This window comes from Paenibacillus sp. Y5S-9, from assembly GCF_036894235.1.
Classification (GTDB): Bacteria; Bacillota; Bacilli; order Paenibacillales; family Paenibacillaceae; genus Paenibacillus.
Window position 1 is genome coordinate 5,543,598 of record NZ_CP145887.1, and the last position, 12,538, is coordinate 5,556,135.

Genomic DNA, 12,538 nt, shown 5'->3' on the forward strand with positions numbered 1-12,538 from the left:
GTCATCCAATGATATGCCGTCTTTATATAACATACCGAAATATCAAACAAGGGGTGTCCCATCTGTCATATGAATGACTGAGGACACCCCTTGAATGCTTCAAATGTGTTCTAACAGACCGAGAACACGCTATTACAGATCTTATTAATCTGTCGCCAACTTGGAATACATATTCAGATCGTTAAACGTTTCGCCTGCCCTCTCGTATGCTCTGAGGGTGCCTTCATATGTGAAATTGAGCTTTTGTAATAGCTTGATAGAATTCACATTATCGGGGTCAACCTTTGCTTCCATTCGATTCAGCTTCATAGTCGAGAATGCATGAGCTAACAAAGAAGAGATCGCTTCCGTAGCGTATCCTTTCCCCCAGTGTGATCTGGCAATGTCATACCCGATTTCTGCTTTAAGATTGTCAAAATCCAGTGAATTATAACCACAGGAACCTATGATTTCGTTGGACTCTTGCGCAAGGATAGAGAACCGAATGGCCTTGTTTTCCTGAGCAAGATCATTCAGAAGATTAATCATGGCTATGGCTTGATTTTCATCCGTAAAATGAGTGATATTCATAAATCTAGTTACATCCGGATCAGACCAAATCTTAAACAAGCTGGCCGCATCCGCTACGTTCATTTTACGCAAATATAACCGTTCTGTGTGTAACTCTGTAATCAATACTCTTACCTCCATTAATATATAATAGTTAGGTTTAAAGATATTGATATCTGCGCATAGTCCAGTCCCTTCTTTTCTCAACTTAGAATCATTATATTAAAAATCCATAGGATGCTAGCACTTGTTCACCAAAAAGACAGCCCTCCCTTATAGCAATCAAAATTGAAATATAAGTGAATAACAAAAAAGGTAGGTCCTTAATATTACAAGGAACCTACCTTTCTAACAACAATTATACGTTTCCTCATTTTAAAGATAAAATTTTTTTCCAAATTTGTATTTTATAATTCTTCAATACGAATGACTCTATCAAAGTAAGTAAGTATATTGGTATTATGCGTAACAACCACAATTGTTTTTCCCTTCCTATTTAATTCTTTTAAATGTTCTAATATATATTTTTCGTTCTGCTCATCCAAGCTTGCAGTTGGCTCATCAGCAAGAATCAGATCACTATCTTGCAGTATAAGTCTTATAATGGCAATTCTTTGTTGTTCCCCTCCACTTAGCTGATACACCATCTTTTTTTTCAGTGCGGTGAGTGCAAATTCATTCAGATAACGATCAATCAATTCATTCTTGGCTTTTTTGTTCAGATTCTTATACTCGAGAGCCAAGCCTAGATTCCAAAGTACGGTTTCATCATCCACCAAACCATAATTCTGAAATAAATACCCTATCCTCTTTCTCCTCAACATCATTGCTTCTTTGGAATGAATTTTAGGGTTCTGATGACCAAATAGATGCAAGTTCCCTTCATCTTTACTCGTAATCAAACCGATAATATTTAATAAAGTTGTTTTTCCTTTTCCGCTTTCACCTGTAATGGCGACCATTTCACCTGTATTTATGGTTAAATTCATCCCAGATAGTATGGCTAAACCTTCATAACTTTTCCCAATATTAACAAGCTCAATTTCATGCATCATGATCCTCCCCGTAATATTTTATGAATATTTCTCACAATAACCACCCTATACAGGATAAATAAAATAAAAATGTCTACCAATAAAATTGATAAATATACTATTAAATTAAATGGGATGAAGAAATTTAGAAACGTAGCAGATAACAAAATGAGTGTAATTAGCAAGCGTGATCTCAGTACTCTAAAATTACTAAACCCCAAACCGTACTTGTTAGCCAGATTTTTTCTATTAAACATTACATCAATGTAATTAGAAATATAAATAACAAAGACCAACGTAATTAAAAACAAAACAACAAATATAAAGGATTGTTGCATGTAAAATTCCGTAGAACTTATTTGACTTTGAAAAGGTGTAATTAATGAACCTTCAATAACTAAGTTCGATAAATTAAATCTTTTGACTTGAGTCGAAAATTCTTCTCTACTGTCTGCTTTAATGATTATGTTTCCTTGATTCAACTGGTCATAATAATATAGGTCATCAAAATCACCCTGATCCAAGATTATAATTGGGTCTTCAATTTCTTCCCCTGAAAGCTCTCCTCTGTCCCCTTTACCAAGTAATTCAGGTTTCAGGCCGTTTGCAATATATAGAATATCCACGGACTTGATCAAATTAGAGTTGGTACTCTCAATTTCATAATTTTCATTATAACTTAATAATGCATTGTATCTTTTTGTATAGTATTCAATGATTTCTTGTTCATGTCGCTTATGCTTTTCAGGCACCAGAATTGTTGGTCCTTTGATACTCTGCAAATGAATCGGCATACCTTGAGGATCTAAAATGTCCACAAAAGTATTTAGATAAGTGTCATTCACAAAAATATGATTCTCCCTGAAATCAGATAAAACCTCTTCGCGTGTAGTTCCTCTGCGTTCTAATAAACTAGAAGAAAGTTGAGATAGTACACTAGAGAAATTGTGAACATATAACTGATCGGAGTTCCTGAAATGTTGTAATATCTTTTTAACAGAATCCCCATATTCAACAAGCAAATTTTTATTTTGAAGAGCCTTTTCATACTCGTCTGAATTGTATCCAATGGACGTATAATAGTTTTCTAGATTTGAAAACTTATCATAAGTATTTAGTGCCTCTTTGTATTTAACAAAATTTTGTGAAAAAATTGAGGCAGATACTGTGATTGATAAAATCAATATAATTTTCACAGCATATAAACTCAAATTTAATCGGTTAGAATATACTTTATTTTTTATCATTAAACTAATATCTATATATTTGAGGCTAACTTGGGTAATCAGCAGCATCATTAGATTTACAATTCCAATAATTAACAAGTAGAAAAACAACATGAAAAAGTAACGTGTTACAATATTATTGAGACTCAGGTAATAAACGATATGTACACCAAATATAATTGGAATTAGAATACTCTGCAGCAAAATAAGTTTTCTTACAGAAGTCATAACCATACGTAAAGATGAGAATCCTAGAACCTTTTTCACTGCATTCACCTTTACTCTTGTAAAGGTATAGATAAAAAAGATAAGTTGAGAAAGTATTAAAAGTATCCCAAAATTAATTGAATTAGATTGAAATATCTGTTGATATTCGATCATAGCTGAATCTGCTTTCAATGCGATTCCAATATCACTTGAGATATTGTTTAATATATCTTCATCGAGATTGGTGGAAAAGGCCCCATCACTATCTATGAACTCTTCTTCCGTTAATAAATAATAATTGAATGTCTTATTAGATGAAGTTGAGTTCAACAAATTTAGATTTGCCAAGTCGCTATGATATATTTCATAAATCATTTTGTTATCGTTAGATACAGGAGTTTTTATCAATTGAAATTTGCATTTGTTTTCGATTTTACATTGCTCATTCAAGCTCTTATATAATTTTCTCAGATTATCTCCGTTATAATTTTCCACACTATAGGAACTTAACGAATCATCTCCAAGATGGTTGAGTTCAAAAATTGGATAGATTGTCTGATTAAATATAATTGATAATAATAATAGTTGACCTAATATGAAAATAAAAATTGCCCTTACCATGTTTTACCACCTTTAAGCAATCATTTATGAAACAAGAAGAATGGCATCCTTGATGCACCTAAGTATAATCAAACATTAAGTATGTGGATTATTTACTACCGCCACTAGAAAGAAGTCGATAATCATAATAGGATGATTCATTACACCAAAAACTTCTCTCAGCAGTTATATACGCTTTATCTGGAAGCCATCCTGACGTAGTTACACTCGAACATACCATTACACTAGCCTTAACATCATAGAATCTTCCATCATCTTTATTATTATCATAGATGTCAGAGAACACACGAGTTCCTGTCTGTCCCCCATCATACCATAAGTCTCCTCCAGCAACTGCTCCAGCAAACACAGTTACAGATGTTAATGCAAAGACTGCTACCGCAAATAAAGCAGCCAAACCACGTTTGAAATTTTTCAACTTTTTACCTCCCTCAAAATATGGATGCCATTCTTCTATAAGTAAAATACTAGTACACTAGCAAATTATTGTCAATATATTCCTAGTGAATATTTTATATAAATTGATTTTTTTTACAAATGATACCGTAACTATTCTCCTGTATAATAATTCTAAATCAGTTTTCATATCTCTTAGTCGAAACAATTAACACTTACTCCTTCAACAAAAAAAGTACCCTTACCCAGTAATAGCATAAAGGTACTTTCTTCCCATTTAAACCTCTGAATCCACCAGTGGCGACTAGTCTACTTCCAGTACCCGCCAACCTGAAGCAAGTTAAACAGAATAGGCCGATGCTTCTCTTGAACTTTTTCCATCTCGGCAACCAGTGCCTTGAAATGACGTTTGGTTCCCATCGACTCATGCAATCGGTAACACATCAGAGGTTCATTGTAGTAGAACAGCTCATACATTGGAAACAGCCTCATCCACATTTCATAGTCATGGGTGTAGCGAAAATCAGTGTCGAACAGTCCGAACCGCTCAAATGCTTCCATCTCTAACATGACAGTACAGCCGTTGATCGGACAACCTTCCAGCAGTACCTGCAACATCTCCAGACGACTGCCCACTTCCGGATGCACCGTATCCAACCATTCACTCTTCTCATTCACATAATGGTAGGCACCATGGCAGAATGAAGCCTTGACCTCTCGCATGAACTTCAGTTGTTTCTCCACCCGATCCAGCAGCATCACATCATCTGAGCTGAGCCAGACAAAGTAATCCCCTGTTGCATGTTTGATGCCCTCATTCAATGCTGTCGCGGTTCCACCGTTTTCTTTGTGAATATAGCGGATGGAATCCATGAATGGCTGTAGCCGCTCCACGTGCTCGGTTGACCCATCATCCACTACGATGACCTCGATATGCGGATACGTCTGGTGAATGGCACTGTGAACAGCCTGCTCGATATAAGCACAATTGTAAAATGGAATGACGATCGATACTTTTGGCTCCATTCGGGCCTTCCCCTCCTCTTACTGTCTTAGGTAAAATGCTGCGCAAAGAGGGCGTTAATCAGCCGTCTTTTGGCTTTCATAACTGCCCTCCCTACGCTACCCGCCAAGCGTCGCTATTCGCTGCAACAGCGGTTCCCGATATCTGGACCATACCATGGATGCCTCTCTGCCGATGACATCCGCATGACGTACCGATCCCATTCCACCATGCCACCGATAGGCAGTAAGTGGTTCATTCAGGTATGGGAACCGATGACCGTTCAGTAAAATACGCATCCAGAGATCCAGATCATGGGTGTAGGGAAGAAGTTCATTGAACAGCCCCACTCCGCTAAAGAGATCCTTGCGGATCATGACCGTGCAGCCATTCACCGGATTGCCGTTAACAAACCGTCGTAGTAAATCCATATCCGACATCGGTTCAGGTCCACCATGCATTCTGGTAACTGCCGAATGCTCGTTGATATAGTGAAAGTTGGTATGTGAGACGAGCACATTCTCACGCTGCATAAACTCCAGCTGATAACGAATTTTATCCGGGTACAGATAATCATCCGAACTGAGCCAGGCTACATAATCACCAGAGGCATGGCGGATGCCATGATTAAGTGCCGAAGCCGTCCCGCCATTGCTTTTTCCAAGCACATTAATATAAGGAAGATAGGGTTGAAGCAACTCTGCATGCCGGGTTGAACCGTCATTCACAACAACGATCTCCACATCGGGATACGTCTGGTTCAGCGCACTCTGAATTGCCTGAGGCACATAAGGGCAGTTGTAGAATGGAATGACAATGGATACTCTCGGATTCAACTTGTCGTCCTCCCTTGCTGGACACGAACATCACTCAGGATATCCTGAAGCGATGTGGCAAATGGAATCATCGGCTGCCAGCCAAGCTTGCGCAGCAGTGATAATTCCTCCTGTTTTCCCGAACCATCCGGACCAGAAGATGCCCCATCCCAGCGAACAGGGACTTCCGCTTCTGTCATGGACAACAGCAGATCTGCAATTTCACCAAGACTGCGCTCGACTCCAGACACCACAGGGTATACTGTACCGCTCGACCCGTGTACCAGGAGGGTCGCATACGCTCTGACTGCATCCCGAACATCCAGAAAGTCACGGGTATTATCCCGTCCGGACAGACGGAATGCCTCGGTTTTGCCCGCCTGCTCACAGGCAACAACATGGCGTGCAAGCAGTGAACAGATGCCTGTGGAAGGACCTGCACCAATCAGATTGCCTGGCTCCGCCAGCATGATCTGTTGTCCGAAGAGCGACATCCACGACAAGGACACCATCTCTTCCAGCGCTTTACTGAGGCTGTATGGATGCGGAGGCTGGGGAATCCGGCCAGGTTCCGGCGTATATTTTAACCTCGATCCTACAATAACGGTTCGTGCTGTCGGACAACTGCGAAGCGCATCCAGCAAATACAGCACGGCCATCACATTGGTCTCCAGGACCAGTAGCGGATCAGACCACGAATCAGGCACTGAATTTTTGCCAGCGAGATGCAGCACATAGTCGGGCTGCACCTCGCCGATCAGATGACGCACTTGCTGTTTATCGTTCAGATCACAGACATGGACCTGAGTACCTTTACCAAATGAATACACATCCGGCCTCCGGACTACCGCCGCAACCACTGCACCCGCTTCCCGAAAATAAGATACGGCATGTCGCCCGGTAAAACCGGAGGCGCCTGTAATCAGTACGTTCTTGCCTCTCAGCTCTGCTCCATCCATAATGCCAACTCCTTCAGCATTGTAGAATAATCCGGCAGGTCTGTCTTCACATCCTCGCGAGTGGACACCAGCGTACGGTCTTGCACTACACTGTCATCACGCACAATCGTCACATCCTGCTTATCCCAGGTCTGCTTGAACAATACAAGCAGGTCATGCTTGCTGACAGGTGCCGGATGAGCTAGGTGGATAAGACCACTAACCGATGAGGCCAGGTAATGGTCTACCCATTTGGCCAGCTCAAGTGTGGTCACACCGTTCCAGAATACGCGGGTATACCCCCCGACTTCACCTGTGCTGGACATAAACCATTGCATCAGACCAATGCCGCCCTGGCGAATCTCGGGTCCAATGATGGACGTACGGATCGTCAGATGACCTTCATCCTGAACTTCGCCTAGGGCTTTGGTGATGGCGTATGCTGAAGTCCCATCCGTAACATCATCTTCCCGGTATGCTCCCCGTTCTCCGCTGAACACACAGTCCGTGCTGATATGAATTAAGCGTGCACCAATCGTATCTGCAACCCGCCGCAGACGATGTGGCAGGAAACCGTTAATATGATATGCAGTAATTTTGTCCTCATCTGCGAAGTTGTTCAACACACCTACAGCATTAATAATCACATCCGGGTGCACAGCTTCTACCAATCGATCAACCATGAAGCTGTCGTTCACATCCAGGAGCAGACCATTGGGGTCCGTTACATCCCGAGATGTGTAGAAGACGCTGTGTACACCTTGACGGCGGAAATAGTCGACCAAAATATGGCCGGCCATTCCGTTTCCACCAAGTATCAGCAGTTTCATGACAAGAATCCTCCGCGTTTCAGAATTTCACGAATCTCCTCTTTGGTCATGAGTTGGTGTTCAGAACTGAAACTGTTAAAGGAGACCGGGGGACAATTCGTATAATGTTCACGCAGACCCGGTATACCCAGGGTAGGGAGAATAACCAGGTACTGCTCATCGTAGACAACGGTGGTCATGCTCTCGAATTCACTCATCAATATTTCATGGATTTTCTCCCCAGGACGAATGCCACGTTCCACAATGCTCACATTCTCCACACCGGAATCCTCAATCAGCACTTCCGCAAGATCAACGATTTTGCAGGTAGGCATCGTCATGACAAAGATCTCTCCGCCGACACTTTCCACTGAAGCTTTGAACAGCAAGGTAATTGCATCCTTCAGCGTAAGAAAGAATCGAGTCATACTCATATCCGTGATGGAGACCTGCCCTTTCTGGCGGATCTGATTCTTGAACAGATGTACCACACTTCCGTTTGTTCCCAGTACATTCCCACCCCGTACCGTAACAAACTTGGTATCGCTGTGTAACAAGTTTGCATATACAATTAATTTCTCGCCGATCGCTTTTGTCATGCCATAGAAGTTGGACGGATTGGCAGCCTTGTCAGTCGAGATATAAATTACTTTTTCCACCTTGTTCTCAATAGCAGCCTCAATTACGTTCTGTGTACCAATCACATTGGTTTTGAGTGCTTCGTACGGTTGGTCTTCACACACCGGAACATGCTTGAGCGCTGCCAGATGAAATACATAGTCCACATGCTGGCAAGCCGCCGTCAAGGCATCCTTGTCACGAATATCTCCAATCCGGAAATGAAGACGCGGGTCTTCAAATTCACGACTCATAGCCACTTGGCTGGACTCGTTCCGGGAATATACAATAATTTCTTTGGGCTGCTGGGGCAGTAGTTGAGCCACAAGTTCATAACCCCATGATCCCGTACCGCCAGTCACGAGTATACGCTTATTTTCAAACATGCATTTTCCCTCCAAGCAGAAATTTAACCACTTTACTGGATACATCTGTGGCTTTGTAACCTTGCGGGCAATCCCAGTCGCTAGACATCTTTGTCATGACTCTCACGCAATCAGCGATGCGCGTGGCATCCAGACCGGAGACTACATTGCTGCCGCAATCGACCGTTTCCGGCCGCTCGGTAGTTCGACGCATCGTTACGGTCGGCACGCCCATAATGCAGCACTCCTCCTGTACGGTACCGCTATCCGTAAGTGCACAGCGTGCATGACGTTCAAGCATTACAAAGTCGAAGAATCCAAACGGCTCGTGAAACTCCACCAGCGGGTTCATCTCCAGTTGCAGATGCTCCGCAATCCGGATCGCGGTACGCGGATGAATACTGCAGATCACACGCAACCCGTGTTCCTCTGCGACCTGGTTCAGTCCTTTCATAATCTCCAGCAAATGAGGGGCATGATCCACATTCTCGGCTCGATGGGCAGTAACCAGGAAGTATTGCCCGGACTTCAGCTTGAGCTTCTTCAGTATTTTGCTGGAACTTACTTGCGCGTCGTAGTGCTGCATTACTTCATAGATGGGATTGCCCGTTAGCACGATGCGCCTGCTTGGTACCCCTTCGCTGACCAAATGTTTCTTGCTCTGTTCCGTGTAAGGCATATTAACGGTGGAGATGGCATCAATAACCTTACGATTTTTCTCTTCAGGCACATCCAGGTCGAAGCAACGATTGCCTGCTTCCATATGAATAACAGGAACACCCATGCGCTCAGCCAATATTGCACATAATGCGCTATTGGTATCGCCAAGCAGCAGCAATTTATCGGGCTTCTCCTGCAATATCAGATCTTCCATCTGCGTAAACATCGAGGACAGCTGTCGTCCCAGAGTGGCCGCTTCATCCTGAAGAACGTAATCCGGTGCGCGCAGGCCCATTTCCTTGAAAAAGAGACCGCTGAGACTTTCCGTGAAGTTCTGTCCCGTGTGCACCAGAATATGTTTGGACGCGTACTGGTCCAGCTTGGAGATGATCAGGCTGAGCCGTATGATCTCAGGTCTCGTACCCAGCACCGTCATGATCTTCATCGTAATCCCTGCCTTCATCTTGTATTGGAACCCTTGCGCCCTGCACGGCTACGTCCCGCCTTGGCAGATTTGCGTCTGCGACTAGCCGATTTCCCCATATGTGGACGCGGTCCCTTCGTTGTACGGGTTCTCCCCTTACGTCTGCCAGTTCCGGAAGCACGTTTCAGCCCCTCACGGTCTCGGCGAGAATGAGGTGCAAGTGGTTTGCGACGACGTTTCCGCGTTTTGCCCCTCTGTTGAATCGGCTTTGCAGCTGTGCCAGTACCTGAGGCAACAGGAGCATCGTGACCCAATGCGATTGGAGGTAATGAGGAATGTGGCAACGCCTGTATGACGGTCAGTGGGAATAACAGTGCCCGAACCGTAATCGGCTCCAGAACCAGTACAGTGCGTAGTCCTCCCTCCCCATGGGTATACACAGGTCCATTCGGAGGTTGGATATAAGCAAACCATCCGGGAAAACGCAATAACCACTGTGTCACCATCGTATGCAGTTTCGTTCGGTAGGTTTCAACGCCGTAGAGCCTTTCCGCTTCTGTCCGATTGCGCCACCCCGTATTGGAGGCCAGCTCTGCATCATTCAGCAAGGTTGTTGCCAAGGTGACAAGTGCTTCGGCATCACCCGGCGGGGCCAAAAATGCATCACTGCCTACGGATTCCATTAATTCCTTCAGTCCACCCTGAGCAAAAGCGATGACTGGTTTGGCAAAATAGAGACCCTCCAGTGCGGTCATGCCAAATCCTTCTTTGACCATGCTTGGGATGACCAGGATATCCATCGCGGTATAGGCCAGAGATACGTTCTCTTCAAATGTGGTGAAGGTAAACCGGCGTGAATACCCGGATTTTTTCACCCGTGATACACACTCGTCGTAATACTTTTTATCCGATGCTGCCCCGATGATCCAGAAGCGACAGCGCGAATGCGTTTCACAGATCCTCAAGGCCATATCCACAAAAGGTTTCAACCCTTTGGCATCATATATAAATGAAGAAATATAACCGATGCAGGTCTGCGATGATTTGAAACCGAGCTCCTTACGCTTGCGTTCGCGCAGATGAACCCAGCGGTCCGGTGCAGGTAGCGCGGGTTCCCAAGTTGGGGATATGATGGTCACTTTGTCACCCATGCCGGCTTCTTGGAATGGGGCTACCGCTGTCTCGGATATGCCGATAATCCAATCCGCGTAACGGCCAATCATCTGGATCGCCTCGGTTGTATGTTCATTCGCATGAATGATCTCGGTAATCTTCCAGATGATCGGAATCTGAAGGGACTTTGCCGCTACAGCCGGCATCACATTAACGCAGGTGTTCGTTAACACTATATCGGGAGCAGTCTCCCGTATTAGGGAGACTGCTTCCTGATACGCTGGTGTATGGCGAAGATGCTCCGCATCATCTGCAATGCCCTGGTAAGGTGTGTACACACCGTGAAGCATCGGCAGAGTGCATATTTTGACCTGAATGCCGAATCTTCGCGCAAGCCCCGCAAGCTTCCCCTCCTGAGGGGCTACGAGCACACATTCAAAGATCGTACCGATCTCTCTCATAAAATGAAGCAGCAACTTCTCGGCGCCTGTAATGCTGCGAGTATTGCACACATGTGAAAATAACATCATCTTTGGTTTCGTTGCCATGGCCGCACGGACCCTGTACACGGTTATCCGATACAGGGTACTGTGCACACCTCCTCCCGGCCAGAATTAAGGGAATATAATGGTTAACATTTCATTAATTCTTTTGCCATACGTGTGGTCTTTCAGTGTACGTTCTAGTCCACGAAGTGCTATCTCACGGCGTTCTTTTTCATGAGTAAGATAATATTCCACTTTGTCGAGTAACTCCTGCGGCGAGGAATATGTCTCAATCTCCACACCAGGTTTGTAGAAACGTGCAATGTCATCCCGGGCGTCGGTCAGCTGTAGCGTCGTGGACGCGGCAATTTCAAACGTTCTCGGGTTCGGTGAGGCTGGCGGGATTTTGAGGTGATTATTATTGACGGAATCATCTTCGTGGGATCGATGCAGGTTGATGACAATTTTGGTGCCATTGTACACATCATTGGTCTCCGGCGGACTCATCCAGCGACCGAGCTCAATCTTCTCGCCATAGGCAGTGTAGTCAGGCAGACGATCCCACCAGATGCCGTTAAATACCGTATTGTGTGACATCAACTGAGGCATGATCGGATTGAAGAAGTATACCCGGTTCCAGTAGGCAGAACCGATAAAGCTGACATCCCGTTTTAACGGGGAAGGAGTTGTAATCGGAAAGTAATGATTAGTGAATGCGGCAAAAGGGAGGTAGTGAACTGACGCGCAGCCGATTTGTCGATATAGATCGATACAGTTCAGTTCCAACGTGAAGACATGGTCAAAATGTGTCACAATTTCCAGCGTCATATCTGTATAGTACGGATCGTCCGTGAGCCAGATCGCCGTCTGAATGCCCGCTTGGCGAATCGCATCGATATGTTCGATGGGGATATCCATTCCATCCAGCACAAGCACAAGATCAGGACGCGTCTGCAGCGCAATTTCAGAAATTGGTTGACGCGGATCAGAGAGGGTTACTTGAGCTACCATACCCTGTAGCGTGGCCATAATCGCCTCATCCAACGGGGAGTAAGGGAAGCCTTTGCCCGAGGATACATACAGCACGTGAAGCTGTCGGAAAGGCAACGGTTCCTGTGCACAATTCACAATATAGTTGGCGCGCCCGCGCAGATATCCTTCTTCCTTACCTGCGTCATATCCGGCATGTTGCCCATTTTTGCGTGCTTGATCAGCCAGGCTCAGTACGGGTGCATGAACCTTTTTGGTTTTACGGTGTTTGAGAGACATACCGCC

12 protein-coding genes are annotated in these 12,538 nt (G+C 44.4%); all 12 read right to left on the reverse strand.

Annotated features, from left to right (window positions below):
- Positions 1-144 precede the first annotated feature (144 nt).
- Positions 145-675, reverse strand: coding sequence for a GNAT family protein (locus V6669_RS24410; RefSeq protein ID WP_338588413.1), 531 nt, complete (start codon positions 673-675; stop codon positions 145-147).
- Positions 676-956: 281 nt separating this feature from the next.
- Positions 957-1,604 carry a putative bacteriocin export ABC transporter gene (locus V6669_RS24415; RefSeq protein WP_338588414.1) on the reverse strand — a complete coding sequence of 216 codons (648 nt, stop codon included), beginning with the start codon at positions 1,602-1,604 and terminating at the stop codon, positions 957-959.
- Positions 1,601-3,637 carry a hypothetical protein gene (locus V6669_RS24420; protein WP_338588415.1) on the reverse strand — a complete coding sequence of 679 codons (2,037 nt, stop codon included), beginning with the start codon at positions 3,635-3,637 and terminating at the stop codon, positions 1,601-1,603. Before V6669_RS24420 ends, V6669_RS24415 begins: the two co-directional genes overlap by 4 nt.
- Positions 3,638-3,725: 88 nt before the next feature.
- A complete protein-coding gene (locus tag V6669_RS24425) occupies positions 3,726-4,055 on the reverse strand; it encodes a hypothetical protein (RefSeq protein ID WP_338588416.1) in 330 nt (109 codons plus the stop codon).
- Between the two features lie 287 nt (positions 4,056-4,342).
- Entirely contained in the window at positions 4,343-5,059 is a 717-nt protein-coding gene (locus V6669_RS24430; protein WP_338588417.1) for a glycosyltransferase, read from the reverse strand.
- A 96-nt stretch (positions 5,060-5,155) separates the two neighbouring features.
- Complete coding sequence (locus tag V6669_RS24435; protein ID WP_338588418.1) at positions 5,156-5,872, reverse strand: glycosyltransferase; 717 nt, start codon at positions 5,870-5,872, stop codon at positions 5,156-5,158.
- Positions 5,869-6,810 (reverse strand): NAD-dependent epimerase/dehydratase family protein, encoded by a 942-nt coding sequence (locus V6669_RS24440; protein ID WP_338588419.1) that lies wholly within the window; start codon positions 6,808-6,810, stop codon positions 5,869-5,871. Before V6669_RS24440 ends, V6669_RS24435 begins: the two co-directional genes overlap by 4 nt.
- On the reverse strand, positions 6,792-7,619 hold the full coding sequence (locus V6669_RS24445) for an SDR family oxidoreductase (protein WP_036605842.1): 828 nt from the start codon (positions 7,617-7,619) through the stop codon (positions 6,792-6,794). Before V6669_RS24445 ends, V6669_RS24440 begins: the two co-directional genes overlap by 19 nt.
- Positions 7,616-8,602, reverse strand: coding sequence for a polysaccharide biosynthesis protein (locus V6669_RS24450; RefSeq protein WP_017692517.1), 987 nt, complete (start codon positions 8,600-8,602; stop codon positions 7,616-7,618). The genes V6669_RS24445 and V6669_RS24450 overlap by 4 nt, the downstream gene beginning before the upstream one ends.
- Positions 8,595-9,686 (reverse strand): UDP-N-acetylglucosamine 2-epimerase (non-hydrolyzing), encoded by a 1,092-nt coding sequence (gene wecB, locus V6669_RS24455; protein ID WP_338588420.1) that lies wholly within the window; start codon positions 9,684-9,686, stop codon positions 8,595-8,597. The genes V6669_RS24450 and wecB overlap by 8 nt, the downstream gene beginning before the upstream one ends.
- Positions 9,687-9,700: 14 nt before the next feature.
- The gene (locus tag V6669_RS24460) at positions 9,701-11,326 is read right to left on the reverse strand and encodes a glycosyltransferase family 4 protein (protein ID WP_338588421.1); all 1,626 of its coding nucleotides are present in this window, start codon (positions 11,324-11,326) and stop codon (positions 9,701-9,703) included.
- A 66-nt stretch (positions 11,327-11,392) separates the two neighbouring features.
- Positions 11,393-12,532, reverse strand: a complete 1,140-nt coding sequence (locus tag V6669_RS24465; protein ID WP_338588422.1) for a glycosyltransferase — start codon at positions 12,530-12,532, stop codon at positions 11,393-11,395.
- Positions 12,533-12,538 lie beyond the last annotated feature (6 nt).

Coding starts and splice junctions, on each gene's coding strand:
- V6669_RS24415 (WP_338588414.1), bottom strand. CDS start 1,604: ATGATGCATGAAATTGAGCTTGTTAATATTGGGAAAAGTTATGAAGGT.
- V6669_RS24420 (WP_338588415.1), bottom strand. CDS start 3,637: ATGGTAAGGGCAATTTTTATTTTCATATTAGGTCAACTATTATTATTA.
- V6669_RS24430 (WP_338588417.1), bottom strand. CDS start 5,059: ATGGAGCCAAAAGTATCGATCGTCATTCCATTTTACAATTGTGCTTAT.
- V6669_RS24440 (WP_338588419.1), bottom strand. CDS start 6,810: ATGGATGGAGCAGAGCTGAGAGGCAAGAACGTACTGATTACAGGCGCC.
- V6669_RS24445 (WP_036605842.1), bottom strand. CDS start 7,619: ATGAAACTGCTGATACTTGGTGGAAACGGAATGGCCGGCCATATTTTG.
- V6669_RS24450 (WP_017692517.1), bottom strand. CDS start 8,602: ATGTTTGAAAATAAGCGTATACTCGTGACTGGCGGTACGGGATCATGG.
- wecB (WP_338588420.1), bottom strand. CDS start 9,686: ATGAAGATCATGACGGTGCTGGGTACGAGACCTGAGATCATACGGCTC.
- V6669_RS24460 (WP_338588421.1), bottom strand. CDS start 11,326: ATGGCAACGAAACCAAAGATGATGTTATTTTCACATGTGTGCAATACT.
- V6669_RS24465 (WP_338588422.1), bottom strand. CDS start 12,532: ATGTCTCTCAAACACCGTAAAACCAAAAAGGTTCATGCACCCGTACTG.